This is a genomic window from Adhaeribacter aerolatus, from assembly GCF_007991635.1.
In the GTDB taxonomy this organism is placed as follows: Bacteria; Bacteroidota; Bacteroidia; order Cytophagales; family Hymenobacteraceae; genus Adhaeribacter; species Adhaeribacter aerolatus.
In genome coordinates this window covers 1-25,974 of sequence record NZ_BJYS01000026.1, presented here as the reverse complement: position 1 = coordinate 25,974, position 25,974 = coordinate 1, and the positions used below count along the sequence as shown (strand labels likewise).

The 25,974-nt window shown below is 45.3% G+C and carries 21 protein-coding genes and 1 pseudogene; 12 read left to right on the top strand and 10 right to left on the bottom strand.

All coding sequences use genetic code 11. The features are described 5' to 3' along the window. Nucleotides 1–31 precede the first annotated feature (31 nt). The 3 genes from gpmI (at nucleotide 32) to AAE02nite_RS16880 (ending at nucleotide 3,753) form a co-directional block, all read left to right on the top strand. A complete protein-coding gene (gene gpmI, locus AAE02nite_RS16890) occupies nucleotides 32–1,558 on the top strand; it encodes a 2,3-bisphosphoglycerate-independent phosphoglycerate mutase (RefSeq protein WP_146900208.1) in 1,527 nt (508 codons plus the stop codon). 5 nt (nucleotides 1,559–1,563) lie between these two features. Then, the gene (locus AAE02nite_RS16885; RefSeq protein WP_146900205.1) at nucleotides 1,564–2,163 is read left to right on the top strand and encodes a hypothetical protein; all 600 of its coding nucleotides are present in this window, start codon (nucleotides 1,564–1,566) and stop codon (nucleotides 2,161–2,163) included. 84 nt (nucleotides 2,164–2,247) lie between these two features. Beyond that, nucleotides 2,248–3,753, top strand: a complete 1,506-nt coding sequence (locus tag AAE02nite_RS16880; RefSeq protein WP_146900201.1) for a M43 family zinc metalloprotease — start codon at nucleotides 2,248–2,250, stop codon at nucleotides 3,751–3,753. A 23-nt stretch (nucleotides 3,754–3,776) separates the two neighbouring features. On the opposite strand, the gene AAE02nite_RS16875 is transcribed toward AAE02nite_RS16880, so the two are convergent. The 5 genes from AAE02nite_RS16875 to prfA all read right to left on the bottom strand — a co-directional run bounded on the left by AAE02nite_RS16875 (nucleotide 3,777) and on the right by prfA (nucleotide 8,162). After that, nucleotides 3,777–4,196: an META domain-containing protein gene (locus tag AAE02nite_RS16875; protein WP_146900198.1), complete on the bottom strand. Its 420-nt coding sequence runs from the start codon at nucleotides 4,194–4,196 to the stop codon at nucleotides 3,777–3,779. Nucleotides 4,197–4,524: 328 nt separating this feature from the next. Beyond that, on the bottom strand, nucleotides 4,525–4,947 hold the full coding sequence (locus AAE02nite_RS16870) for a secondary thiamine-phosphate synthase enzyme YjbQ (RefSeq protein WP_146900196.1): 423 nt from the start codon (nucleotides 4,945–4,947) through the stop codon (nucleotides 4,525–4,527). 3 nt (nucleotides 4,948–4,950) lie between these two features. Then, nucleotides 4,951–6,381, bottom strand: a complete 1,431-nt coding sequence (locus AAE02nite_RS16865) for a hypothetical protein (RefSeq protein ID WP_146900193.1) — start codon at nucleotides 6,379–6,381, stop codon at nucleotides 4,951–4,953. Nucleotides 6,382–6,406: 25 nt separating this feature from the next. Further along, complete coding sequence (locus AAE02nite_RS16860) at nucleotides 6,407–6,979, bottom strand: DinB family protein (RefSeq protein ID WP_146900191.1); 573 nt, start codon at nucleotides 6,977–6,979, stop codon at nucleotides 6,407–6,409. Between the two features lie 112 nt (nucleotides 6,980–7,091). Beyond that, nucleotides 7,092–8,162, bottom strand: coding sequence for a peptide chain release factor 1 (gene prfA / locus AAE02nite_RS16855; protein WP_146900188.1), 1,071 nt, complete (start codon nucleotides 8,160–8,162; stop codon nucleotides 7,092–7,094). 168 nt (nucleotides 8,163–8,330) lie between these two features. Between prfA and AAE02nite_RS16850 the strand changes: the two genes are divergently transcribed. From AAE02nite_RS16850 to AAE02nite_RS16840, 3 genes are all read left to right on the top strand, one after another. Then, complete coding sequence (locus AAE02nite_RS16850) at nucleotides 8,331–8,954, top strand: c-type heme family protein (RefSeq protein WP_146900185.1); 624 nt, start codon at nucleotides 8,331–8,333, stop codon at nucleotides 8,952–8,954. 462 nt (nucleotides 8,955–9,416) lie between these two features. Beyond that, nucleotides 9,417–9,734: a thioredoxin family protein gene (locus AAE02nite_RS16845; protein WP_146900182.1), complete on the top strand. Its 318-nt coding sequence runs from the start codon at nucleotides 9,417–9,419 to the stop codon at nucleotides 9,732–9,734. A gap of 4 nt (nucleotides 9,735–9,738) precedes the next feature. Beyond that, a complete protein-coding gene (locus AAE02nite_RS16840) occupies nucleotides 9,739–9,981 on the top strand; it encodes a DUF6952 family protein (RefSeq protein ID WP_146900178.1) in 243 nt (80 codons plus the stop codon). Nucleotides 9,982–10,067: 86 nt separating this feature from the next. Here AAE02nite_RS16840 and AAE02nite_RS16835 read toward each other — a convergent pair whose 3' ends face one another. Next, nucleotides 10,068–10,679 carry a TetR/AcrR family transcriptional regulator gene (locus tag AAE02nite_RS16835; protein ID WP_146900175.1) on the bottom strand — a complete coding sequence of 204 codons (612 nt, stop codon included), beginning with the start codon at nucleotides 10,677–10,679 and terminating at the stop codon, nucleotides 10,068–10,070. Nucleotides 10,680–11,094: 415 nt separating this feature from the next. On the opposite strand from AAE02nite_RS16835, the gene AAE02nite_RS16830 reads away from it, so the two are divergent. Both AAE02nite_RS16830 and AAE02nite_RS16825 read left to right on the top strand, forming a co-directional pair. After that, nucleotides 11,095–12,384, top strand: coding sequence for a serine hydrolase domain-containing protein (locus AAE02nite_RS16830; protein ID WP_146900172.1), 1,290 nt, complete (start codon nucleotides 11,095–11,097; stop codon nucleotides 12,382–12,384). A 421-nt stretch (nucleotides 12,385–12,805) separates the two neighbouring features. Beyond that, nucleotides 12,806–13,216: a hypothetical protein gene (locus tag AAE02nite_RS16825; protein WP_146900169.1), complete on the top strand. Its 411-nt coding sequence runs from the start codon at nucleotides 12,806–12,808 to the stop codon at nucleotides 13,214–13,216. Between the two features lie 115 nt (nucleotides 13,217–13,331). On the opposite strand, the gene AAE02nite_RS16820 is transcribed toward AAE02nite_RS16825, so the two are convergent. Continuing rightward, nucleotides 13,332–14,807 carry a hypothetical protein gene (locus AAE02nite_RS16820; protein WP_146900166.1) on the bottom strand — a complete coding sequence of 492 codons (1,476 nt, stop codon included), beginning with the start codon at nucleotides 14,805–14,807 and terminating at the stop codon, nucleotides 13,332–13,334. A 258-nt stretch (nucleotides 14,808–15,065) separates the two neighbouring features. Here AAE02nite_RS16820 and AAE02nite_RS16815 point away from each other — a divergent pair, with 258 nt between their 5' ends. Next, nucleotides 15,066–17,012, top strand: a complete 1,947-nt coding sequence (locus AAE02nite_RS16815) for a glycoside hydrolase family 97 protein (RefSeq protein WP_146900163.1) — start codon at nucleotides 15,066–15,068, stop codon at nucleotides 17,010–17,012. A 27-nt stretch (nucleotides 17,013–17,039) separates the two neighbouring features. Here the strand turns inward: AAE02nite_RS16815 and AAE02nite_RS16810 are convergent, their stop codons facing one another. Beyond that, nucleotides 17,040–17,369, bottom strand: coding sequence for a type II toxin-antitoxin system PemK/MazF family toxin (locus tag AAE02nite_RS16810; protein WP_146900160.1), 330 nt, complete (start codon nucleotides 17,367–17,369; stop codon nucleotides 17,040–17,042). After that, nucleotides 17,370–17,576, bottom strand: a complete 207-nt coding sequence (locus AAE02nite_RS16805) for a hypothetical protein (RefSeq protein WP_146900157.1) — start codon at nucleotides 17,574–17,576, stop codon at nucleotides 17,370–17,372. It abuts the gene before it with no gap. Between the two features lie 235 nt (nucleotides 17,577–17,811). Here AAE02nite_RS16805 and AAE02nite_RS16800 point away from each other — a divergent pair, with 235 nt between their 5' ends. From AAE02nite_RS16800 to AAE02nite_RS16790, 3 genes are all read left to right on the top strand, one after another. Continuing rightward, a complete protein-coding gene (locus tag AAE02nite_RS16800) occupies nucleotides 17,812–23,244 on the top strand; it encodes an alpha-2-macroglobulin family protein (protein ID WP_146900154.1) in 5,433 nt (1,810 codons plus the stop codon). A gap of 18 nt (nucleotides 23,245–23,262) precedes the next feature. After that, nucleotides 23,263–25,023 (top strand): hypothetical protein, encoded by a 1,761-nt coding sequence (locus AAE02nite_RS16795; RefSeq protein ID WP_146900151.1) that lies wholly within the window; start codon nucleotides 23,263–23,265, stop codon nucleotides 25,021–25,023. 102 nt (nucleotides 25,024–25,125) lie between these two features. Beyond that, entirely contained in the window at nucleotides 25,126–25,335 is a 210-nt protein-coding gene (locus AAE02nite_RS16790; RefSeq protein ID WP_146900147.1) for a DUF433 domain-containing protein, read from the top strand. 99 nt (nucleotides 25,336–25,434) lie between these two features. On the opposite strand, the pseudogene AAE02nite_RS26330 reads toward AAE02nite_RS16790, so the two are convergent. Then, nucleotides 25,435–25,974: pseudogene (locus AAE02nite_RS26330) on the bottom strand (GNAT family N-acetyltransferase); the annotation flags it as partial.

Below are 25,974 nucleotides of genomic sequence, written 5' to 3'. Positions count from 1 at the left end.
AACATTTTGCTAAGATGCCTATATTTGCATCATGGAAAAAAAGGTAATTCTGCTTATTTTAGACGGATGGGGCATTGCAACCGATCCGCGCGTATCGGCTATCGACCAGGCCAAAACTCCTTTTATTGATTCGTTGTTTCAAAATTATCCGCACGCCACGTTGCAGGCTTCCGGCGAAGCCGTAGGTTTACCCGAAGGACAAATGGGTAACTCCGAAGTAGGCCACATGAATATTGGCGCCGGCCGGGTGGTTTACCAGGATTTAGTTAAAATAAATAAATCTATCCGTGAAGGTGAGCTGGCGCACATGCCGGTTTTAGCCGATGCCTATAAATACGCGAAAGAGCAGAATAAAAAAGTACATTTAATTGGGTTGTTGTCTGATGGCGGGGTCCATTCCCATATTGAGCACCTGAAAGCGTTGTGTACCATTGCCGCCGATGCCGGTGTTACGCAACTATACGTACACGCTTTTACCGATGGCCGCGATACTGACCCGAAAGGCGGCGTGGGCTATTTAAAAAATTTACAAGCGCACTTGGCCCAGACCGGCGGACAGGTAGCATCCGTTATTGGCCGCTATTATGCCATGGACCGCGATAACCGCTGGGAACGGGTAAAATTAGCTTATGATTTAATGGTACACGGCACCGGCACGGCGGCCACCGATATTATTCCGGTAATACAGGCCTCTTACGCCAGCGGGGTAACCGACGAATTTATTCAGCCCATTGTAGCGGTGGATGCGAACGGCCAGCCTTTGGCTACCATTCAGGAAGACGACGTGGTGATTTGTTTTAACTTCCGGACCGACCGGGGACGGGAAATTACCCAGGCCTTAACCCAGCGCGATTTTCATGAGCAAAATATGCACAAGCTGCGCCTGTACTACGTTACGCTTACCAATTACGACGATTCTTTTGTAGGTGTAAAACCTATATTTGATAAAGACAACTTAAATAATACCCTCGGCGAAGTAGTGGCCAATGCCGGCCGCACCCAAATCCGGATTGCCGAAACCGAAAAATACCCGCACGTTACCTTCTTTTTCTCGGGTGGCCGCGAACTGGTTTTTGACGGCGAAAGACGTTTGTTATGCCCTTCGCCCAAAGTAGCTACCTACGATTTAAAGCCTGAAATGAGCGCTTTCGAAATCCGCGATGCCATTGTGCCGGAACTGCAGAACCGCAGCGCTGATTTTATTTGCCTGAACTTTGCCAATCCCGATATGGTGGGGCACACCGGCGTTTTTGAAGCGGCTGTTAAAGCTTGCGAAACCGTAGATGCCTGCGCCCAAACCGTAGTTACCACAGCCCTGCAAAACGATTACGCCTGTATTGTAATAGCCGACCACGGTAACGCCGACATGATGATAAACCCGGACGGCACCCCTAATACGGCCCATACCACTAACCTGGTACCCTTTATTTTAGTAGATAACGCGTACCGGAACGGCTTAAAGAGTGGTAAACTCGGCGATTTAGCACCTACTATTCTGGAACTGATGGGCATTCCGCAACCCGCCGACATGACCGGAACTTCATTATTACAACGATAAAAATATTGGTTAAAAAAATTCGTGTATTATTTTTCCTGATAACAGCTATGTATCTGGGTGCTTGCGGCGAAAAAAAATCGCCGGAGGCATCGGTACAGCCTACCACCGGACAATATTTTGATGTAGTTGGTTTTGTGCAGAAGCAGGCCGCTTTGCTGGAAAAAGAAAAGCCAGGTGCCGTTAAAACCGTATCGGAAAACCAGGAAGTTACCGAAACTAAAAAAATAACCAACCTGGATTGGCAGGAAGAACTAGAGACATTCCGGGAGCTGGATATTAATAAACCGGCTTTCCGGAATGCTTATGCCAGCACCCGGCAACCAGACCCCAATACCGGCAATATTACGATTACCTACCGCAAAAAGCCTGGTTACGATGGTACTGTGCAATATTTGTCGGTTACTACCACTAGCAGCGGGCAGGTACTGGAAGTAAAGGGGTTGCAGGAAAGCGAGAATATCTTGCTAAGATCGCGCCGCGAAATGAAGCTGCAATGCCATACCGAAAACGGAACGGTCCGCGTTACATCCTACACCATTAAGGGCTTTCAGAAACCTATAATTTTCGGAGCCCTGCAATATACTATATTCACCAAAATAGGTTAATTTGGGGTAGCGGTAGTTTAGCCTCTATTTGTGTTAATTCCGCCAGGTGTCTATCTGTTAACTTGCCCCTTTTAGCCGTAGCGGATGTCTAAATTATTTTACTTGTTTTTCCTGCTAGGGGTGCTTAATAGTCCGTTGGCTTGGGCCCAAAGCACTACTGGGGTTGCTACCCGCACCTGCGGGACAGCTCAGTTACGGGAAAAATTAACCCGGCAACAACCTGGTTTAAAGTTACGCCAGGAGCGCGTCCGGAAGGTAGCCGACGATTTGTTGTTAGCGGGAAGAGCACGACTAAAACAGCCGGTCATCCAAATCCCGGTGGTCTTTCATGTAATTTATCATACTCCCGAAGAAAATATTTCAGACGAACAAATTCAATCGCAGCTACAAGTTTTAAACGAGGATTACCGCCGCCGCAATGCCGATACCGTAAACACGCTGCCAGCTTTTAAGAAACTGGCGGCCGATACCGGCATTCAGTTTTGCCTGGCTACCATAGACCCAACCGGAAAACCTACTACCGGCATTACCCGCACTTACACCGATAGCCTCGGGTTTACCACCGACGAAGCCATGAAATTTACGGCCAAAGGCGGCCACAATGCCTGGGATGCGAATCAATACCTGAACATCTGGGTTTGTAACATTCAGAACGGCTTTTTAGGTTATGCCCAGTTTCCGGGCGGCGACCCGGCCATCGACGGGGTCGTATTGTGGTACCAAACCATCGGCAAGTTTCCGGCTAACCCTTACGTATCTGTTTTTAACCAGGGGCGCACCGCCACGCACGAGATAGGACATTGGCTAGGCCTGGAACATATCTGGGGAATAAAGGATTTTGGCTGTGAAGATTCGGATGGGATAACCGATACGCCGCCCCAGGATAACGCCAACAGCGGCTGCCCAACCGGCACCATTAATTCTTGCAACAATAGTTTACAAGGCGGCGATATGTACCAGAATTTTATGGACTATACCGATGATGCCTGTATGAACTTATTTACACAAGGGCAGTCCGCTTACATGCAGGCCATAGTCAGCTCGGCCCGGCCCGGCTTATTAAGTGCCGTAACGTGTGCCAACCCCATACGGGCCGATTTTAGTGCCGCGGATTCGGTGGTGGTAACCGGCTCTACGGTTCAGTTTTACGATAATTCGATTGGGCTGCGGGCTACCGATTGGCAATGGTCCTTTGCCGGCGGCACGCCGGCCTCCTCTTCGGTGCAAAACCCAGCGGTAAATTATAGCAAGCCAGGGCGCTACACCGTAACGCTCACGGTTAAAAACGGACCATTGTCCGACACGCAAAGCAAAACGGCTTATATATTTGTTACGGCCGGCGAGCCCCGCATTTACCCCAATCCGGCCCACCAGTTCACCAATGTTGAGCTGCCCGCCGATTACGAAGTAGAAAATATCTTATTATTAAATAGTCTGGGGCAAATCATCCGGTCCGGTGTTCCGAAAAATGCCTTGCTGCGCATGAATCTGGAGGGCTTAGCCAGTGGGATTTATTACACCAAAATAATACTCACAAATGGCCGGGTCGTTACCAAAAAATTATTGGTACTGCAGGAGCAAACGCAGTAAAGATTGCCGGAATATTATGCCCGCTAATTTATTCGTTTAAGCTTTATTTCACCTAATCCTTTTAGCGTTAGTACATCGGCCTGCACGTAATAGGTACTTACGTGGTGGAAAAGCGATGCCAGTTCCTGGGCCAAATCCGAATCGCAGCAGATTTCGGTATAAGACATCCGGGTTATTTTTATCCGGCCCGGCTGGTTTACGGTGTAATTTCCTTCGCAGTGGTTAACATCCAACTTCAAGGTTAAACTTTTATTTCTTTTAAACTGCAGAATATAATCCTTAACCGGGTATAGCTGCGAAGCGCTGTTGGGCCGCCGCATACTTACTACCTGCCATTTCTGTAGCAAGTCTTCCGGGCTCACGCTTTCTTTTTGGCAAGCTTCTATTACCAGTAAAGAAAACAAAATAGAAATTAATAAGGTGATGCTGGCTGAATTTTTCATGCTGGGCTGATTTCAAATAATCTCACCTGCCTCCCACTCCGCTCCCGAAAATAATAGTTGATTATAAATATAGGGCTTGATAGCCAATTCTGGCAAAAAACGAGCAGCCCCCTTTCTTCTCCAGGCAACTGTTTCGTATTCAGTTAAAAGTAATATTTAAAGCCTTTATTGGTGCTATCGCCGCAACCACCGCACTCTCCCGATAATTGTTTAATAATTTGTCAGGGAAAACGCGCGGCAAGAAAAATATATTATGAATTTAAGCTAATGAACGGGTTCTATCCTAAATTATAATATTCAGGCGGCAATTACCAGCTTTAATTAAAGTTTATTTGCCTTGCAAGGTAATTACCAGCCAGCGGCGGGTAGCCTGATCGCGGTGTTCGCACAGGTAAATGCCTTGCCAGGTACCTAGGTTTAATTGCCCGTTGGTAATGGGTACCGTAACGGAACTGCCCAGCAAAGAAGCTTTCAGGTGCGCCGGCATATCATCGGGTCCTTCGGAGTTGTGGCGGTAGTAAGGCGCATTCTCCGGTACCATTTTGTTAAAGTGGCTTTCGAAATCGTGGCGTACGGTAGGGTCGGCATCCTCGTTTAAGGTAAGGCTGGCAGATGTATGCCGGATAAAAATATGCGCCAGCCCCACATTAATATTTTCCAGTTCGGGTAGTTCGGCTAAGATTAAATCGGTAATTAAATGAAAACCACGTTTAAGAACGGGCAGGCGAATACTTTTCTGGTACCAATGCATCTTTTAAGGTTTTAAGCGTTCGTAAGCCCCAATATCGGGTTTTCCCTCATCGCGGGGCAGGTCTTTAATATCTGCTTTTACGGTTGGTAAAGGCCGGGCCGCGCCATTAGCCACCGATAGCGTATCAAGGCTGTAATCAAAAGGAATATTGTTGCGGGGGCTTTCCGGCGTGTACCGGAAGCTAGGATCCTGGTTAATAATATTGGTTTGCTCCAGCAGGGTTTTATAACGCTCGGTTTGCAGAATATTCTGGTTCAGCGCCAACTCAAAGGGGCTGCTGCTTTGGTTCAGGAACAATATTTCGTCGGTTAGCTTGCCCCCTCGCGTACCGGCCCAAACAATAGAATTTACCATGCTAAGCTTTACCCGGTAATCTATGTGCTGGCCATTGTCCAGTTCAATGCGATCGGTAAAAGCAAAAGAAGGCGTATCGCGCCGGAAATCAGGTGTGTAATTAGCAATGGTGCAATATTTAAAATCGAAGGTGCCGCCGCCAAAGCCAGCTACAGCGTGCTGCCCGCAGTTGGTTATCAGCGTGTTTATTGCCTGAATATCGGTGGTATAACTTAAAATACCAATGGCATACATGTTGCGAATGGTGCATTGCTCCAGTTTAATTTCGTAGGTGTTGGGATTACGGTCGGGGCTACCGGCCCAAATGGCTACTTCGGCATTCCGGATATCGGCGTAACGGATTACGTTGTCTTTGCTGTTGGTAAAAAAACGGATACCGCTCCACTGACCCGGAATATCTTCGTAAAACCTTTCGAGGCGGTCGCCGGTAAAAACAACCCGCTCCTGGGCGGTGCCTTCTACCCGCAAACTGCCATCTACCAGCATACCGGCACCTTTGTGCGCGTAAATGCGGGCGCCCCTCTCAATGGTAAGCGTACAGCCTTTGTTAATGACAACCTTATCAAAAATAATATGGGGTTTATCGGCTTTCCAGACGGTATTGCAAGCTAATTCCTGGTCCCGGTAAAAATAAGCATCCTGTCCGTACGCCACCAGTTTCACATCCTGCACGTTGTTGTTTTGGGAGAAAACCAGCGAATCTTTCACCAGGAAAGGTGAATTACGATTATTGGGTTCGATAAATACTTTCACCAGCACCAGCAAACTGTCGTTGCCGCGGATGCGGACCTTCTGGGCCGAAGGTGTTTCCACACCATTAATAATAACGCGGTAAGCCGAGTTGGTTAGCTTACCTAGTTTTATTTCGTCTACCTCTACGGCGTTTTTGTTGAAGTTGTACAAGTAAACCCGCTTGGTAACGCTGCCGGTTTTTACAAATACGGTATCAAATATTAAAGAATCGGTCGAAAACTGGAGGGTTGCTTTCGGGTTGCGGGTCAGGATTTCTTCTTCCGGTTCGCAGGAAAAAAGCGAAAACAGCACCAGCAAAGAAGAAAATATAGAAAGCAGGTATTTCACAAATAGAAAAAGTAAATGGCGGTTGTTAAGCCGTTACGGGCTGACCAGGAAAGCCTTTTTGTTTCATTACGCGCTTAGCCTGCAAAAAATGCCGCTCTTCGTGCACCGCGCAAATATTTATGCAATCTTTCAGGGTATAAGTAATTAAGAAACTGGCCGGGCTGGTAACAATGGTTTTTTCGTGGTTAACGTGGTCGGTAGCTTTTATGAGCCGGGTTAAGTTCTGTTGGTGCCGCACAAAATCCGCTACAATACTATCCGGAATATTGCTGACTGAAGGCCTGAAAATGGCCGGCGATTTGTATTTTTTGCTCGTAGAGGAGAGTGCTTTCAGCATCATCCGGCCCCAAAAGCCCGGCAGCACCGGCAGCATTTCCCAGATGGTACGCTTTTTCCGGCCCTGGCTTACCGCTTCAAAAACAGGAAAATACTGGTGGTTGGTTTTAATTATATGGTCGAGGCACTGGCTAATGCTCCAGGAGTCTTCGGCGGGTTTCCAGTTTAGCTGGCCCGCCGAAAGCCGCCCGAATTCGGCCTGTACTTTTTTCGTAATCAGGCCAATTTCGTGAAGCGTATCGTCTAAATATTCATTTGCCATTCAGGTATTAGCAGTTAGTAATTAGTTGTTAGGTATCGGCATTGTACAACATTAAATAATCTAACAATTCAACACTTCAACAATCCAGCAACTCAACAATCCAACAATTTACCTACGCAACGCCTTCTTTCAGTCTTTCGGCGCTTTCGGCTATACGTAATTCTTCTACAAAATCATCGATAGCACCATCCATTACAATAGGCAAGTTATAAACCGTATAACCAATGCGGTGGTCGGTTACGCGGCCCTGCGGGTAGTTATAAGTCCGGATTTTATCAGAGCGATCGTTGCCACCCACCATGCTCTTGCGCTGGGCACCTTCTTCTTCGTTTTTCTTCGCCAGTTCAACTTCATAAATCCGGGAGCGCAATACTTTCAGGGCTTTATCAAAGTTTTTTAACTGCGACTTCTGGTCCTGGCACTGGGCCACAATTCCAGATGGGATGTGGGTTAAACGTACCGCCGAATAAGTAGTGTTAACCGACTGGCCACCCGGTCCGGAAGCACAGAAAAGGTCTTTCCGGATATCGTTCATGTTCAGCTCAATATCAAATTCTTCTACTTCGGGCAATACTACTACGCTGGCCACAGAGGTATGAATCCGGCCCTGGGTTTCGGTAGCTGGTACGCGTTGTACCCGGTGTACACCCGACTCAAACTTCATTTTGCCGTACACGTCTTCGCCCGAAATACTGCTGATAATTTCTTTATAACCGCCGGAGGTTCCTTCCTGGGCATCAATTAATTCCATTTTCCAGCCCTGTTTTTCGGCAAAGCGGGAGTACATGCGGTGCAAATCGCCGGCAAAAATAGAGGCCTCATCGCCACCGGCGCCGGCCCGGATTTCAATAATAATATCTTTACTGTCGTTGGGGTCTTTCGGAATCAGCAGGTTTTTAATCAGCTCTTCCATTTCTTCCTGCTGCGGAATCAACTCGTCGAGTTCTTCTTTGGCCATTTCCCGGAACTCTTCGTCTTTTTCGGTGGCAATTACCTGCTTGGCATTTTCAATATTGCTGAGCAGGCTCAGGTATTTTTTATATTCGATAACGATTTTTTCGAGGTCTTTGTACTCCTTGTTCAGCGCCTTGTATTTTTTCATATCGCTCATGGCATCCGGCTGAATGAGTTGCTGGCTGACATCTTCAAATCGCTCTTTTATCGCTTCTAACTTATCTAACATTTCTTCAAAACTTGGGTTTAAACTACAAAGATAATAAATAACATTGGTGTTTGCTTATAAGTTGCCTTGCTGTAAAATAGCTTTATTCTGTACGAATATTAACCCGGTTTTAGTCTAAATCGGAGCAGGCTTTTTAACTTGCGGCCTTATCTTTTAAATTTAACTTTTATGCGGAAATTAATCTGGGCCGGTGCAATCTTTTTGGGGGTGTTACTAAGTTTTTTGCTCTTTTTCCGGCCCGAACCTTTAGCGGTGCGGAAGCAACTGGAGGCGGAAGCCGAAATGCACAAAGTAAAGCGCATAACGCCCGCCCGGATGCAGGCCGAAGTCCGGCATATAGGCGATAGCCTCGTGCTTACCGCCGACAGCCTGCTGCACGTGCGGCTCACCAGTGTCTTTCAGGCCGGGGGGCTGACAGCGGCCCTTAAAAATTACCCGCCCCAACAATACCCCGAAGTTCGGGCTCTTGCCCAAAAATATGGTGCTACCGTAGTCCGCACGGCTGAGCAGGCACCGGATACGGCTACGGTAGAAACTGTCGGGCAAACCGAAATACTTTATACCAAGGGTATCTTTTTAAACCAAACGGAGTGCCTGAAATGCCACGGAACGGTGGGGCCGGAAGTAACAGAAGCAACGCTGACCGAATTAAGGAGAACTTATCCGGCGTTTAAGGCTACCGGGTTTAAAGCAAATGCAGCTATTGGCAGTTGGCAGATTAAGGTAAGCCGCCCGGCCATTCTGGAAAGCCTGAGCCGCCGCAGCCGGAAGAGTTTACAGATGCCCGAATAAATTCCTGATACGCCGAATGGCTATATTATAAAGTCATCCGGCTTACTACTGGCAAATATTGTCTCGTTATGCGTAGTGCGCTGCGCTAACTCTACGCATTTTCCGGAAAGCCAATCTCCCGATTGGCGTATAGCAGAAAACTTATAGGTATTTGTAATGCCCTTGTGGCACGGGCTAAGTATCTACCGTTTAATAAATCAAGATAGTCTTTATTTTGCCACTTCTACTGCAGATTACCAAGACTAGTACTTCTTATCTTTTAATACCAGACACGCCAATCGGGAGATTGGCTTTCCGAAAAGTGCGTAGAGCGCTACGCTAACTCTACGCACAACAGAGAATTTATTAATACCTATTCAATATCAAGCATTTATATTTGTACATTTTGCGGTATTATAGCGCATTTTATAAATAATTCGTAATTTTGCAGCCAAATAGTTAAGTACAAACACATAAATTATTATGGCAGTTATTCAAGCAACCGATTCTGATTTCAATAATATTCTGGCGGAAAACGAAAAAGTAGTCGTTAAATATTACGCCGACTGGTGCGGCAATTGCCGTTTGTTTTCACCTAAATTTAAGCGTATGGCTGATAACGAGCAGTTTAAAGGCATTGTGTTTTTAGATGTAAACGCCGAAGTAAGCCCCGAAGCCCGCAAAGCTGCCGGCGTAACCAACCTGCCTTTTTTCGCCGTGTTTAAAAACGGTACGCTGGTAGATACCGTGGCCGCCAGCAAAGAAGAAGCCGTGGTAAACTTAATTAACAAACTGAACTAAGCTTATGAAAATACCAGCCATTAAAAAGTTAGTAGAAACGCAAACCATCGACTCGTTGCGGCACGCCGAAGAACTGCTGCTGGAAGAGCAACAGCCGGGTTTTGAGGTTGAAGGAGCCGACGAGGGCGAGCAGTTAACCCACGTATTTGGTGCCATCTGGATTCTGAACCACATGCAGGACCACGGTTCTGATTTTAAAACCGCCCTGCGGGAGTTTACCCAAAAAGTACGCGTTTCTATAAATTAAAGAAACCCCAATTGATTACAAAGCCGGTTGGTAAGCTTAAGTTTTACCAACCGGCTTTTGCTTTCCGGCAATATTCCCTAACAGGATTAAATCTGGTTGTGGGCAAAAAAGTGTTCGGCCTGGCGGGCACCGGTATCGGTGCAAAGGCCGCGCAGGTAATACAAAAAGATGCTCCGGAACACTTCGGCTAAATTATAACGGTCGGGCGGAAATAGTGTCGGATTAAGCAGCATGTTAAGCTGCTCCATAATAATTTTAGTTACCAACGGTATATTGATGTCCTTCCGGAAATTACCTTCCAACACGCCTTTGTTGATAATACCGTGAATTTGCGGGTAAGAATAAGAATATAAATGCGATATGCCTATTTGCCAGGCTTGCGGATAATGTTGCTGCAGGTGAAAATAATACAGCGGATTAGTACTTTTAACCTGCTTAATGCCATGCACCAGCAGGCACATAATATCTTCCACGGCGTTCGGCGATTTAGCCAATATTTGCTGATGCTCGTTCCGCTGTAAAGTTAAATCATATTCCATAACTTGATTTACCAGGTCCGGGATGCTCCTGAAAATCTCGCGAAAAGTGGCCTGCGAAATGTCTAGCCTGTTCAGAAGGTAAGGTTCGGATATATTTTCCAATCCTTCTTTTTTAAAAATGGTAAGTGCTTCCTGGGTAATTGTCTCTTTCAGTGTCATGCAGCAGCGGGCGCGTTCATTAGGTAATGCAAATATAACTTTTTATAAGATATGGGAGATAAAAATCAGGGATTCTGTTGCCGTATATTAGGTAATAATTAGTATTTAAAACAGGCTGCTGCATTCGTTTATGCTGGATTTTTCCTGGGCTTTCGCCAGCCTGCTAAAATAGAAAAAATATAATAATAGAAGCTGTTTAGCATTTAAAAAGTTGTAATGTATGGCGCGGGATCTTGCTTACATCAGAAATACGAAACAGCCTCCTATTCTACCTGGCAAATTGCTGCTGCCGAAAAAAACAATTCTTCAGGAACAGGCACTATTTTATTTTGACAAAACCCAGAAAAATAACGGCTGATTAATGATATCTTTTAGACAGAATCTTATTTTAGCTACTCTTAAGCAAAAGCCATTTATGCGACATCTTTTACTTTCTTTTATTTTTTCCTGCTGTTTCCTCTTTACGTTTGCCCAGAAAGCCAAAACGCCGGTATTACAGGAAAGTAAGCCCGAAGCCGTGGGTATGAGTACCGAAAGGCTGCAGCGCCTGGATCGGGTTTTACAGGAATATACCGAAAAAAATTATGTGCCGGGGGCCATTGCCCTGATTGCCCGTAACGGTAAAATTGTTTACCACAAAGCCGTTGGCCTGGACGATACAGATAATAAAAAACCTCTCAAACGCGATGCCATTATGCGCATTGCCTCGCAAACCAAAGCCATTACCAGTATTGGCCTGATGATGCTCTATGAAGAAGGTAAATTTTTGTTAGACGATCCCCTCTCTAAATATATTCCGGCCTTCCGCAACCCCAAAGTGCTGGATAAATTTAACCCGAAAGACAGCAGCTACACCACCGTACCCGCCCGCGGCCAAGTTACCATCCGGCAGTTACTAACCCACACCTCGGGCATCGGTTACCCCGCTATTGGTACCAAAGAGGCCACGGCCATTTACGCCAAAGCCCATGTTACCAGTGGTATTAGCACGCCCAACGCTAAACTAGCCGATGCCATGAATACCCTGGGAACACTGCCCTTAATGCACCAGCCTGGCGAACAGTTCACCTACGGCTTAAGCACCGATGTGCTGGGTTATCTCATCGAAATATTATCGGGTCAGCCGCTGGATGTGTATTTTCAGAAGCGGATTTTTGAACCGCTGGGTATGAAAGACACTTATTTTTATCTGCCCGCCGAAAAGCATAACCGTTTAGCCATTTTATACGCCGAAGATGCTGCCAAAAATACAATAAAAGCCAGGCCCCGCTTCGGAGCAGGACCGGATTACCCCAAAGTGAATGGCACTTATTTTTCGGGTGGGGCAGGCCTGTCGTCTACGGCTTACGATTATGCTATTTTCCTGCAAATGCTCCTGAATGGCGGCGAATACAATGGCAAACGATTACTTGGTCCAGCTACCGTAAAACTGATAACCACCAACCAGATTGGCGACGTAAACCAGGGCGATAATAAATTTGGCTTAGGCTTCGGGATTATCACGGCTAAAGGCTCGGCTAAGTTTGGCATTCCCGCGGGTAGTTTTGAGTGGGGCGGTTACTTTGGCACTACTTACTGGGTAGATCCCGCCAATGGCATAGTAGCTTTGTTATACACCCAGAAAACCCCTAACAGCTACGGTAATCTAAGCGATAAATTCCGGGCACAAGTATACCAGGCCATCACCGACCTAACTTTACCTTAAAGCGTTTGTAGCGTTTTATGAAATTGAAAACAGGTTTATTCAGACTATCATTTTCGGATATAAAATAGTAGCGCCGTTCTAGACTATTTATAGTCTGTTCATCGGTTAAATCCGGCCACTTACCCAACTAAAATTGCTTTAGGTATCTGGCGGTGACATCTTTGTAATGTCATTAGCCGAAAGGTAGCAGTGAAGTTGTAACAATAGCGCCTAGGTTCGTGGTTAATGTGCCTGCCCTGGTCAAAATATACTATGAAAAGAATCTGAAGGCCCGGTTTATCCGGGCTTTTTTATTCTATAATTATTCTGATGAACGTGGGTTAGATGAAGTGGTGGCCTTTATACAACCCGAATACCGGTTATTGCCGTTATAAAACACAGCTTTAATACTAATTGGCCAGACAACTGCACCATACTGCCGATGCTTAACTTTTTCTATTATTTCTACTACCGCATCCGGGAAGCGAACAACCCGTCGGGGACAGTTTCTGCCAATGGCGGGTGGGCAGCTTATTTCACCATTGTTATTCTGCTCATCCTAAACTGTTTATCAATTTACTTTCTTTTGCTGGGGCTTTTTAACCAGCAATTAGGTGCCTGGTTATGGCAGGATAAACAGCTAAATCGGTTTATTACTTTATTTTTGGCCCTGGTGATTTCGATTGGTGTTTACGGATGGTATAAGTTGCGACAATCGCAGATAGAACAAACGCTAACCGGTTTTAAAACCGAAAGCTCCGACGAACGTCGCGTAGGCGGTGCTTTAATTATGGCCTACATCTTCACATCCTGTGGTTTGTTGATTTATGCCCTCTTTCTGCCCCTTCTCTAAACAAGTACAAAAATTAAATGAAGCCTAAAAATATAGTGCCGGCATATATTGAATTGGTAAAAAGCGTTTCTGCTATAAATTAGGACTGGCGCCATTTTTTACTTTAACTAATTATTTACCGGTTTAAAAACCGAATAGCCTTCACCAGAAACTCCGCCAAATCGGTGTGGTCGTAAATTTCGCCCATGAGCGAAATAGGCCGGGAATATAAAGAATCGCTTTTAAAAATCTGCGTCCACTCCTGGTCGGTGAAAGGCGTGAGTTGGTTCAGGCCGGCCGACCGCATTACTTTTATAAATTCAGTGGCTACCAAACCTTGCCCAATAGCCGAGGGATGGACCCCATCTAAACTAAAAATGCCGCCTTGCTTTAAATGCCCCTCTTTATCGGCGTGGTAATATTTGGTATCTACTTTGGGATAAACAAACCTAAAATATTGCGGAAAATCGTAAGTGGGCTGCGCATTGTTCCGTTTCCAGGCCATGTTTTCGAGGGCTGTGGCTATATCTACCACAAAGTAGCGTTGTTTGCCACCAGCTAACTCGTTAAACCGGGTTACCAACCGGTTAATAATAATATTGTACTCGCGTATGCAATCATCGATGTGCAGTACCTGTTGCAGGTTTAAATGGCGGCCGGTTTTTACGGCAAAATCCTCGTCGAAAGGTACATAGGTGTAATATTTATAATAAGTGCCTTTACCCGGAATGTGGGTAGTGGGGCCCACCCCTTTCGCCAGCGGCGCAATAGTTACCAGCGGCACATTCCCCAGAAACACTTTCCAATCGGTTTGCTCGGGCTGGTTGCTCATGATAGTATGTACCCGCTGCAGCATTTCTTCGTATTCCACGGCAAAATCGGTGGGGTGCCAGAGGTTCCAGCGATTGGCTACTTTTTCGTTGTGCGTTTTGGTAAGCGGGCTTTTATCGCCGGGCGTTTGCCTGATTTGTAAATCCACAATGGTACCCAAGGCATTATTACCACCCAGCCACAAACAAACATTTTCCACGCCTTCTTTTTGGCAATGATATTTTAACCACTCTAATTGCGAAAAATTTTGTTTAAAGGCGCCGGTAGCCGTGCGGGTTAAAGCCGGGCTCAACACTTTTAAAGCCGTACGGTAAAGCGAAGCATCCGCTACGGCTAAAAATTTATCGTTACCGGGTTGCGGCACCGCGTTTTGAATATTATCCCAGGCTATTTCGGGCGTTACTTTCCAGGAGTCGGTTACGTCGAAGCCCCGGACCGCCACGTTGTGGAAATAATTTACTTTGCCCGGGTAAGGCAAATTGGCCCGCCCCGGTCCGCGCTCGTAATATTCCTCGCTGGTATCAATTACCCGGTTTACGGTGGGTAAAAAAGTAAGCCACTCCAGGCCGCTTATATTAGGGCCGTATCGTTTGTTTAACGACCGCAAAACATCTTCCATGTTTAAGGGCAAGCCGCCCGCTTCCCAAACCGGGTACAGATAATCGGTCAGGTTCAGCTTACGGGCAAGCAGGGTAGAAAAACTTAAATCCGTGCGGGCTGCCGCTCCCGACATAAATCCCTGGGCCACACTATCGCCAATGGTAAAAAGCTTAATGCTCATAATTATTTGGTTAGAAGTTCGAGACTGGTACAGCTAGTTAGCCCAAAAGCATGTTTGAATAAAATATTGCAATATAATAAACCTACTTACGATGCTGGGTTAAAGGGGGGGCTAATTCTGGGGAATACTTTTATAATTTCCTGGAGAAAAAATGCAGTCGCAGAAAGATTTAACCACTTATTGCGGAATACGTCGGCAAGATGGGTAAAGGCAACCGTCAAGCTGGTAAATACAGTTTTATTTTTAATTTTGGCAACTATGATAAAACTGCCATCATTGCTGCCGCTTCCCGAAAATATCGCTGTCATAAAGTTCCACTTCCGGATTTTTTGGTTCTTCCTGATTTTGTTTCTGCCCGGAATAGTTTTTGCGCAAACCACTCCTGCATCGGCCCAAATAAAATCGCCGGACGGCAAAGTAGTGGCTGTTTTTTCTTCCCAAACGGCTGATAAGAATGGCCTGGTGTATTCCTTAACCTACGCCGGAAAACCCGTAATAAGCAATGCCGGATTGCAATTGCGACTAAAAGGTATGCCCCGGTTTATGCAGAACCTGAAAATAATTGAAACGCATACGGCCACCCAAGATACTACCTGGACACCCGTTTACGGCGAACAAAATAAAATCCGGGACCACTACCAGGAATTGGTGCTGGACCTGCAGAGTACTTCCGAGAAAAATCGCTATTTTCAGGTAATGGTGCGGGCCTATAACGAAGGGCTGGCCTTTTGTTACCGCATTCCGGAACAGCTCTCGTTCCAGAATTTTGAAATTATTGCGGAAAAGACGGAGTTCTCTTTACCAGCCGGCACCCAGGCTTATACCGCAGCCCACTCCCAGGCCGAATATAAACTACAGCCTTTAGAAAACTGGAGCGGAACCACCGAAAGGCCGCTAACTTTGGTGCTGCCGAATAAATTATACGCCAGCATAGGTGAAGCCGCCCTGGTAAATTATACCCGTATGAAACTGGCCTTACAGGCGCCCAACGTACTGGTAAGCGAATTGGACGGTCCCGTACTCGAAACGTCTCCGTTTGCAACTCCCTGGCGGGTAATTATGGTAGCCGAAAAACCTATAGCTTTACTTCAGCATAACGCCATATTTCTGAACCTGAACCCACCTTCCCGGCTGAAAGATACCATTTGGATTAAGCCCGGCAAAGTAATTCGCGAAACCACGCTTTCTACCGCTGGGGCCAAATCTCTCGTCGATTTTGCGGCGCAGCAAGGCCTGGATTATATTCATTTTGATGCTGGCTGGTACGGCCACGAAAACGAAATAGCTTCGGATGCGACCAAGGTAAACGTAGACCCGCGCCGCAACCCCAAAAACGACCTGGATTTGCAGGAAGCCATTCGTTACGCCAAAAGCAAAAATATTGGGGTTTTACTGTACGTAAACCATCGGGCACTGGAACGGCAACTCGACGCTATTTTGCCTTTGTACAAAAGCTGGGGCGTAGCGGGCATAAAATTCGGGTTTGTACATACCGGCTCCCACCGCTGGACTACCTGGCTACACGATGCCGTAAAAAAATGCGCTGAGTACAATTTAATGGTTAATATTCACGATGATTACCGTCCCACCGGTTTCAGCCGCACTTACCCCAACCTAATGACGCAAGAAGGAATCCGGGGCAACGAAGAATTTCCGGATGCCACACATAATACCGTTTTGCCTTTTACCCGCTTCCTGGCCGGCCCCGCCGATTATACCTTCTGTTATTTCCAGCGCGAAGAATTTGGCTTTAAAGGCCGCGTCCTGAAAACCACGCCCACGCACCAGTTGGCTTTGCCGGTGGTTTATTTCAGTCCGTTGCAATGGCTGTACTGGTACGATACGCCCAGCCGCTACCAGGGCGAACCCGAACTGGCGTTCTGGAAAACCATGCCCACTACCTGGGACGAAACCAAAGTACTGCAAGGCGAAATTGGGCAATATATAACCGTAGCCCGCCGTCGTGGCGATGAGTGGTACGTTGGTACCATCACCAACAACGATGCCCGCACCCTGCAAATACCACTAACGTTTCTGGAGAAAGGAAGAAAATATACCGCTGAAATTTACGAAGACGGCGGCGCAGAAATTAAAACCCGTACGCATGTAAAAGGTACTACGCAGATGGTAAACAGTAAGAAGAATATTAAGGTCGTTTTAAAACCAAGTGGCGGACAGGCAATTCGGTTGGTGCCGGTGAAATAATTGTTTGGGTATTAACTGCCGAATTACTTATATACTTTTCAAAATTTCTGCTATGAGCCTTCTTATTTCAATTGCATCAGTTGCTTGTAGCAGACCGATCTTTTGGTCAATTAATGGTTTTTCAAGAGTAGCAATTTTATGTAATCGCACGATAGAAGGAAGTTTTAAACCCGCGGTCTGCCAATGTCTTACAACTATGTCGTACCAATCAATTTTAGCCTGGCTGGTTACCCGTGCTACAATTACATCAGCATCGCCACTATCAAACGAAATTAAAGCAGGACGTTTTTTATAGCCTATTCCACCGGTAAAAGGAAATTTCAGTAAGACAATTTCACCAAACTCGTAATGTCTCATTTAGTAATTGTCGTAAACAGAATCAGCGGCATCATAGCCATTTAAAAATTGTTGCGTAGTTTCTTTCTCCCACTCACTATCTTCCGATTCCTGAATTAATAATATCACCTTTATTTGCTTGCTTTCATTCTTTAGTTGCAGACGTATGTATTCAGGAATTTCTATGTTATTGTCTGCTATTCTTGTTGAGAACTCTAACGCTTTCATTTGGCTTAATTTAAATGATTCTGGTTTAATTTCTATCTGATATTTATTCTAATTAACGAAAAATACTATTTTCAGATGTAAAATATTTGCCCCTTAAAGATTCCGGTATTCTTCCTACTCCTAAACTAGCAATAAATATAGCAGAAATAAAGTATACCTCCTCTACGTTTTAAATCTAGAATATTTCTACATTTAAAACAATAAAACCGGCCTTTTTACCCTCCCCAACTAAGTTATGGATTTCCGTAAACCCTTTTCCGCTACCTTACAATTAACCTTCCGGCTGCTGGTTTTAACCTGTATGATTGCAGGCTGCCGCAGCAAAAGCAACGAGCTTCGGGTAGAACATAAAAACTTCGCCGAGGAGATACAGCAGGAGCAAAACCTGGTTTTTACCTTCGATAAAGCCCTGGTGCCGGAAGCACGCTTACAACAATGGGATACCATCAATTACCTGAACTTTACGCCCGCGGTAAAAGGCCGCTTTAAATGGACCGCTCCGAACGAACTGGTTTTCTCACCGCTGCAGCCTTTTGCTCCCAGTACCAGTTTTCAGGCCGAACTTTCACCCGAACTCCTGCGGCACAGCGAGAAGAAATATAAAATTGCCACGGACGAGGTTTTTCGGTTTCATACGCCGTACCTGAACTTAGGCGATGCAAAAGCTTACTGGGCCAAAATCGAAAACAGCCCTAATGAACTGGAAGCCCGCTTAGGCCTAACGTTTAATTACCCGGTAACTTTTGCTTCCTTACGGGATAATTTGCACGTGTACCAGGGTGCTAAAGAAGTACCCGTAGAACTGGTAACGGCAAACGGCAAAAACATTGCGGTTAAGTTAAAAAGTGTGGTTAATTCCAACCGCGATGCCACACCCATACGAGTTAATATTACTCCTGGCTTAACCACGTCCGGAAGCGCGTACCGTACCAAAGAAGCAATTGCGCAGGAAATATTACTGCCCAGCCGGCAATATTTGCAGGTATCGGAAGTAACGGCCAGCGTGGTGGAAGGGCAGGAACAGATTTTTGTGGCTACTACCCAACCGGTGCGGATGGATAATTTGTACGACCAAATAAAAATAGAACCGCGGGTAAGTTTTAGCCTGGAAGAACAGGAAGGCGGTTTTGTGCTAAAAGGCGCTATTCCACAGGCCAATACCTACACCCTAACCATCTCTAAAAACCTGACCGGCCTGGAAGGAGCTAAACTGGGCAAAGATTACACCCATTCGGTTTCGTTTGCGGCGGTGCGGCCGGGTATTAGTTTTGTAAACAGCAAAAGCATTTACCTGAGCAGCCAGGGTGCCCGCAATATTGCCCTAAATGTAGTTGGGGTGCCGCGCCTGAAGGTAAGCATTGGCCGGGTTTACGAAAACAATATTTTGCGGGTACTGCGCGAAGGCAAGCAATACAACGGCCATTACGACGAAGAAGCCGACGAATACAACGAGTGGAGCTACTACCCGGTAGATGAAACCAACGGCAACACTATTTTCGAGCGCGAGTACGACACCAAAAGCCTGCAGAAACAAGGCAACGCCTACCTCCTGAACTTAAACCTGAACGACCTCGATTTCGACAGCGAGTTTAAAGGCCTGTACGTGCTCACGGTTACCAGCACCGATAAAAAATGGCTCGGCGATTCTAAAATTATTTCGGTTTCGGATATTGGTTTAATTGCGAAGCAAGGCCGGAACGAGGTAACCGTATTTGCAAACTCTATCCGGGAGGCGAAGGTGCAGTCCGGCGTGGAAGTGCGGTTTATCAGCACCAGCAACCAGGTAATTTATAAAACCACTACCAACCAGGACGGCGTAGCCCGCTTTATGGAAATTGATAAAACGGCTCCTGATTTTAAAGTAGGCATGATTACTGCGCGACTGGGTCAGGATTTTACCTATTTACCTTACAGTCAGACCCAGGTAAATACCTCGCGGTTTGAAGTGAGCGGCAAGCGCCTGAACGATATTCCGTACGATGCTTTTATTTACGGCGACCGCAACCTGTACCGTCCCGGCGATGTGGTGCACGTGAATACCGTAATCCGGACACCGGATTGGAAAACGGTAGCCGGGCTGCCGGTTAAAATAAAAATGCTGCTGCCTACCGGCAAAGAATTCCGGAGCCTGAAAGGTAAACTAAACGCCCAGGGCGCCTGCGAATTTACATTTGAGTTGCCCACCACTACGGTAACTGGCACTTATACTTTAGAGGTTTACTCGGGCAACGATGTGCTGCTGAACAATAGCAAAATTGGCGTGGAAGAGTTTATGCCCGACCGCCTGAAAGTAACCCCTACCCTCAACAAAACTCTTTTTAAAGCGCCGGATAGTTTGGTAGCCAGCTTTACGGCTTATAATTTATTTGGTCCGCCGGCCGTGGGCCGTGATTACGAACTGCAACTCAGCCTGAAAAAGAAGGTTTTTGAACCCAAAAATTACCTCGATTATACCTTTGATATTGTAACCGCTGGCTCGATAGATATTCAGAACAGTGTGCGCCAAGGCCAGACGGATGCGCAGGGACAAGGCCGGGAAACGTTTGCCCTCACCGGCTACCAGGATATTGGCCTGCTGGATGGCGCTTTGTACACCACGGTTTTCGACGAAACGAGCCGGCCGGTAAACCGCCTCAGTAAGTTTGAAGTAAGCACCCAAGCGGCCTTTTACGGCATTAAAAATTTTGATGAATACGTGAGTACGCGGCAAGCCATGCGCATTCCGTTGCTGGCGGTAAACCAAAACGGAAAGCCCATGGCGGCTACTGCCCGGGTGCAACTAGTGCGGTTTACCTACGAATCAATCATTGAGCGGTCGGTGGAGCGGTACGGTTATAAATCGCAACGCAAGGAAAATATTATCAGCAGCAAAATATTAACTATTCCGGCTAGCGGCACCACCTTTAATTTCACGCCGGTTTCTTCCGGCGAATACGAAATTAGGGTAATGCGGCCGGGTTCTTTTAACTACGTGGCCCAAAAGTTCTACGCCTACGGCTGGGGCGATACCGAAAGCACCTCGTTTGAAGTAAACAACGAAGGCGAAGTAGATATTTCCTTAGACAAAGCCACGTACGAAGTTGGCGACGAAGCCAAAATATTGTTTAAAGCGCCTTTTGCCGGCAAAATACTGGTAACCGTAGAGCGCGACAAAGTGCTAAGCTACCACTACCTCCAAACCGATAAAAAAGCCGCTTCACTTACCCTGCCCATTAAAGACGAATATTTGCCCACGATGTACATTACGGCCACGGCGCTGCGGCAAATAAAAGATAATACCTTGCCGCTTACCATTGCTCGGGGCTTTGTGCCACTATCGGTTACCAAGAAGAATACGCAGTTAGCTGTAGCCATTACCGCCCCCGAAGTGTCGCGCTCTAAACGGGTACAACCGGTAAGCGTACGCACCGCGCCCGGTGCTGAAGTAACCCTTGCCGTGGTAGATGAAGGGATTCTGCAACTAAAAGATTACTTAACCCCCAACCCGCACGACTTTTTCTACCAGAAACGTGCCCTGGAAGTAAATGCTTATGATTTGTACCCTTTCCTGTTTCCGGAACTCACCGGCCGCCGGTCCAGCTTTGGGGGCGATGGTTTCGATTTAGCCAAACGTGTCAATCCGCTTACCTCCAAACGGGTAAAATTAGTATCGGTGTGGAGCGGCCACCTGAAAGCCAATAGCAACGGCGAAGCAAAAGTAAACGTGACTATTCCGGAGTTCTCGGGCGCTTTACGCATTATGGCCGTGGCCTATAAAAATAGTGCCTTTGGCTCCGCCGATAAAACCATGCGCGTGTCGGACCCGGTGGTTATCAGTACGGCCTTGCCGCGGTTTGTTAGTCCGAAAGATACCTTGCTGGTGCCCGTAACCTTGAGCAATACCACCGCTAAACCTGCCACCGCCAGTAGTAATATTTCGGTTACCGGGCCGCTCCGGGTAGTGGGCGAGGCAGGCCAATCGGCTACGCTTAAGCCTAACAGCGAAGCCCAGGTGGTATATAAATTGGTAGCCAGTGCGGGCATCGGGCAGGCTTCCGTAACGGTAGGCGTAAATGCGCTCGGTGAAAAATTCAGCAACCAAACCGATATTACCGTGCGGCCCATTGCGCCATTAACCAAACTTACCGGAGCCGGCTCTTTAAAAGATGTAGCCAGTACTACCATAAGTCCTTCGCATGATTTTATTCCGGCTTCTACTGCTTCGCGTTTGGTGGTGAGCAGCTCACCCATTGCCCAGTTCACCGATGATATTACTTTTTTGCTACAATACCCGCACGGCTGCCTGGAACAAACAGTTTCCAAAGCTTTCCCGCTGCTGTATTATTCCGACTTAGCCAAATCATTGCAGCAGAACCGGAATGCCCGCACGTACAACCCGAATTATTTAGTACAGGAAGCAATTATTAAAATAGAAACCATGCAGCAGTACGATGGCGGTTTCACTTACTGGCCCGGCGGTACCGATACCGATTGGTGGTCCAGTGCCTACGCCAGCCATTTTCTGCTCGAAGCCCGCAAAGCCGGTTACCCCGTAAACAAAGCCGTACTGGAAAAAGCCCTGACTTACTTGCAACGCAAAGTAAAAACCAAGGGCATGGAAGAATATCGGTTCTACAACGTTAGTCGGCAGGTGCAAAGCAAATTTATCGCGGCTCACGAAAATACGTATTCGCTGTACGTGCTCAGCCTGGCCCAGCAACCCGACTGGGCCACCATGAACTACTACAAAGCCAAACCCGAACTGCTCTCGCTCGATGCCCGGTATTTGCTCGCCAGCACTTACGCCCTTTCGGGCCGCCGCGAAAGTTTTAACCAGCTATTGCCCCGCAGCTTTACCGGCGAAAGTGCCTTACGCGCCCTCGATGGCAGCTTTTATTCTGTTACCCGCGATATGGCACTTTCGCTGAATGGCTTACTCGAAGCCGACCCGGATAACGCACAAATTGGCACCTTGGCCCGGCATTTATCGCAGGAGTTACGCTCTACCCGCTGGTACAATACCCAGGAACGCGCTTTTGCCCTGATGGCATTGGGCAAAATGGCCCGCCGCAGCCAGGGTAATCTTACCGCCACAATAACCCAGAACGGTAAAAATATTGGTTCCTTCTCGGGCAAAGATGTGTCGCTGGCAAATAAACTGAACAGCGGCAACCTAAATATTCAAACCAGCGGCAAAGGCACGCTGTATTATTTCTGGGAAGTGGAAGGTATTAGCCAGAGCGGCAGTTATAAGCCCGAAGATAATTTCCTGCAGGTACGCCGGACCTTTCTCGACCGCAACGGCCACGAAATACAAAACAATACGGTTAAGCAAAACGATTTGGTGGTGGTGCGCATCGCGCTGCAATCGCTCGACGGCCGCAATATACCCAATGTAGCCATTACCGATTTGCTACCCGCCGGCTTCGAAATTGAGAACCCGCGCCTGCTAACCGAACGCGAATTTAATTGGCTGAATGACCAGAAACCCGATCGCCCCGACTACACCGATATCCGCGACGACCGCATTAACCTCTACGCCACCGCCCGCCCCCAACCCCAATATTTTTACTACCAAGTCCGCGCCATTACCCAAGGCAATTTCCAGTTAGGCCCCGTTGGTGCCGATGCCATGTATAATGCGGAGTATCATTCGTATAGTGGAGGTGGGGTGTTTAGGGTGAGGTAAATTTAAATTATTGTATAAATGGAGCTTGTTGCAATACCGTCTTATGCAGACGTTTTTGGTGAGGAACCACCTGAAATAAAAGACTTAATTGCTGACGTACCTTCGAAAGCAGTAATTGCGCTATTATCTGCAATCAATGCAGAGTTATTTTTGGAGGATAGAGATGAGGATACCCAACTTAAATTATTTCGATTTGTAACAAAAAGGTTTACTGAAAAACAAAAAAATCAAATATTCAAAAGTTTTTACCCCTTTGTAAAAGAGGGAAAAAAGTTTTTTCCTTTATTTAATCTTGCTTATACAACCACTTTTATAGAGTACGAGCTGCTAAATTTTCGCAATTTTCATATTGAAGATACTAATCCTGAACAGGAATTCAGAGTCTTTAAATCTTATTTGATAATTATTCAAAAGGTTAATGATGAAAGCAAAAATATATTTAATGGAAAGCCTTTGGATAATGAAGAGAAAGAGCAGTTTTTCCAGATAAAGACATGGCCATTTTTTATAAAGCAGTTTGATTTTAGTTATAAAGTCGAACCGATATTTCAGGCTATTAAATCATTGGTAACATTTGACCATTTATATAGAAATGAAGACACACAAATATATGTTAAGAGTTTTCTCTCTAAAGTTGGCAAGAATAATTTTTGGCAATATGTATTTGATTTTATAGAATTAGTTAAAATAAGCTTTGATTCTAATATTGAATTGAATTTTAGAAATTTTAGTATTATAGCTAAGTCCGAATTTGAACCTTTTCTTGATTTTTTATCAATAGATTTATTAGAATTTCAAAATGATAAAAAATTACAAATAGATTTCTTAGGTATTAGGAAAAAGCCGTTGCTTAAAATTGATAAAAGTACATATTTGGTTATGTATTGGAATTTTCTATATAATCAAGTGAATCTAGGTATGCTTTTTGATTTTTACGCTCGATCAGGAATAAATAGTAAATTCAAATCCTTTCCAGATTTTAAAAATTACACAGCAACAGCTATATCAGAAGATTTGCTGTTTAAAAATATTATCAGAAAGTCTTTTAGTAAAAAAGGTTCTAAGTTAATCTTTGATAATAAAATATCTGACGGTTTACCAGATTGTTATTACAGACAAGGTAAATATATTTATTTATTCGAATTTAAAGATTGCTTAATGCCTGCAGATGTAATACATTCTTCTGATTATAAAAAGATTAAAGCTGATATTGATTCAAAGTTTATTTCTAATAATTCAGGTAAAAATAAAGGTATAAGACAACTTCTTCAACAGGTTAAAGAGTTAAATATTAAGCCTTATAAGTCTGATGATTTCATAGAAGAAGGAATTAAGAAAAGGAATATTGTGGTGTATCCAATTTTAGTTTATACTCACTTTATGTACTCAATGCCTGGTATAAATAATTATTTGAACAAACATTTCAGAAAAGAATTTGAAAGCTATTTTTCTGAGAATAAACTGGAATTAGCTCAAGTACGTGATATTACTATGATTGATTTTGAGTTCTTCTATCGTAACTTCCTGAACTTAGCTGAAAATCGCATTAAATTCAAAGACTTACTTGATGAGTATCATAAAAGAATTAATAGACAGGAAAAGAAAGCCTCTAAAAGTGCTGATATAAATGAATTTATAAATTCATTCTCAAGTTTTGATGAAATTAAGTTGGATTATAAAAACAACATCTCACAAGGATACAGCAAAGGGTATATAGGAAGTCTTTTGGAAGTGCTTCAAATATCACCTAATATCAATAATTCTGAAAGCAATATTTAATATAATTGATAGTTAATAATTTCTGCTGCAAGTTACGTTTCACTTAACTGGTAACACAGAACATTTTTTAAGTATAATCTTGATTATTGCGTATAATAACTTATGAATTGGCAGGAATATATTGTAGAAGACAAGAATATTATAGTTGGCAAACCTACTCTTAAAGGTACCAGAATATCGGTTGAGTTTTTGGTTGGACTATTGGCTCAAGGCTGGACCGAGCAGCAAATATTAGATAACTACCCGCGCTTAAGCAAAGAACATCTGACAGCCTTATTCTCTTATATGCAAGATTGTAACTTTCCTAAATAATAAGGAAAGTATTTGTTCTTATTCAAAAAAGGTAACGAAAGCTATAGTTATCATAGTAGAACTCCTTGTTCTGTTATAGTAATCAGCTTGTGAAGCACCTCAACTAAAATCAAAAGCTGAAGCATAAATAGGCTGCTCGGGGTAGCTTTTGATTTCTTGTGGAGTGATGCCGTTTGGTTTAACCATAACTTGGGTATAAATGCTTTTGTTAAGGGTATTCATCAGGCCAAGGTTACCTAAGTTTTTCAGTTGCTGGCGCAGCGGGCAGTTTACATCCAGCATCAGCAATGCCGAGGTATAGCCAAAGTAAGCTAATACGCTCTCCAATAAAGTTAATAATTCTTTTTCGCGGCCCGGTTTTACGTAAACGGCTTCCAAGGCTAAAAATTGATGATTCCGTGGATTTATTAATCGGTTAAGAACGGGCACGTAGGGTAAAACTTGCATTACAATTTTGCCGGTAAGGCCGGGCATGTGCACGATGTGCCACGCCACCGGGTTGGCTTGTACACCCGCTATTATTTCGCCGTTTTCTTTTAATACAAAATAGTGCTGCTGGTAAAATACCCGGTCAAGCTGCACCAAAGTATAATCCTGGTAAGTTGCCTGCAATCGCACAAGTATTTCGGGGTATTCGGC

Coding starts and splice junctions, on each gene's coding strand:
- gpmI (WP_146900208.1), top strand. CDS start 32: ATGGAAAAAAAGGTAATTCTGCTTATTTTAGACGGATGGGGCATTGCA.
- AAE02nite_RS16880 (WP_146900201.1), top strand. CDS start 2,248: ATGTCTAAATTATTTTACTTGTTTTTCCTGCTAGGGGTGCTTAATAGT.
- AAE02nite_RS16875 (WP_146900198.1), bottom strand. CDS start 4,196: ATGAAAAATTCAGCCAGCATCACCTTATTAATTTCTATTTTGTTTTCT.
- AAE02nite_RS16870 (WP_146900196.1), bottom strand. CDS start 4,947: ATGCATTGGTACCAGAAAAGTATTCGCCTGCCCGTTCTTAAACGTGGT.
- AAE02nite_RS16860 (WP_146900191.1), bottom strand. CDS start 6,979: ATGGCAAATGAATATTTAGACGATACGCTTCACGAAATTGGCCTGATT.
- prfA (WP_146900188.1), bottom strand. CDS start 8,162: ATGTTAGATAAGTTAGAAGCGATAAAAGAGCGATTTGAAGATGTCAGC.
- AAE02nite_RS16850 (WP_146900185.1), top strand. CDS start 8,331: ATGCGGAAATTAATCTGGGCCGGTGCAATCTTTTTGGGGGTGTTACTA.
- AAE02nite_RS16845 (WP_146900182.1), top strand. CDS start 9,417: ATGGCAGTTATTCAAGCAACCGATTCTGATTTCAATAATATTCTGGCG.
- AAE02nite_RS16840 (WP_146900178.1), top strand. CDS start 9,739: ATGAAAATACCAGCCATTAAAAAGTTAGTAGAAACGCAAACCATCGAC.
- AAE02nite_RS16835 (WP_146900175.1), bottom strand. CDS start 10,679: ATGACACTGAAAGAGACAATTACCCAGGAAGCACTTACCATTTTTAAA.
- AAE02nite_RS16830 (WP_146900172.1), top strand. CDS start 11,095: ATGCGACATCTTTTACTTTCTTTTATTTTTTCCTGCTGTTTCCTCTTT.
- AAE02nite_RS16825 (WP_146900169.1), top strand. CDS start 12,806: ATGCTTAACTTTTTCTATTATTTCTACTACCGCATCCGGGAAGCGAAC.
- AAE02nite_RS16820 (WP_146900166.1), bottom strand. CDS start 14,807: ATGAGCATTAAGCTTTTTACCATTGGCGATAGTGTGGCCCAGGGATTT.
- AAE02nite_RS16815 (WP_146900163.1), top strand. CDS start 15,066: ATGATAAAACTGCCATCATTGCTGCCGCTTCCCGAAAATATCGCTGTC.
- AAE02nite_RS16810 (WP_146900160.1), bottom strand. CDS start 17,369: ATGAGACATTACGAGTTTGGTGAAATTGTCTTACTGAAATTTCCTTTT.
- AAE02nite_RS16805 (WP_146900157.1), bottom strand. CDS start 17,576: ATGAAAGCGTTAGAGTTCTCAACAAGAATAGCAGACAATAACATAGAA.
- AAE02nite_RS16800 (WP_146900154.1), top strand. CDS start 17,812: ATGGATTTCCGTAAACCCTTTTCCGCTACCTTACAATTAACCTTCCGG.
- AAE02nite_RS16795 (WP_146900151.1), top strand. CDS start 23,263: ATGGAGCTTGTTGCAATACCGTCTTATGCAGACGTTTTTGGTGAGGAA.
- AAE02nite_RS16790 (WP_146900147.1), top strand. CDS start 25,126: ATGAATTGGCAGGAATATATTGTAGAAGACAAGAATATTATAGTTGGC.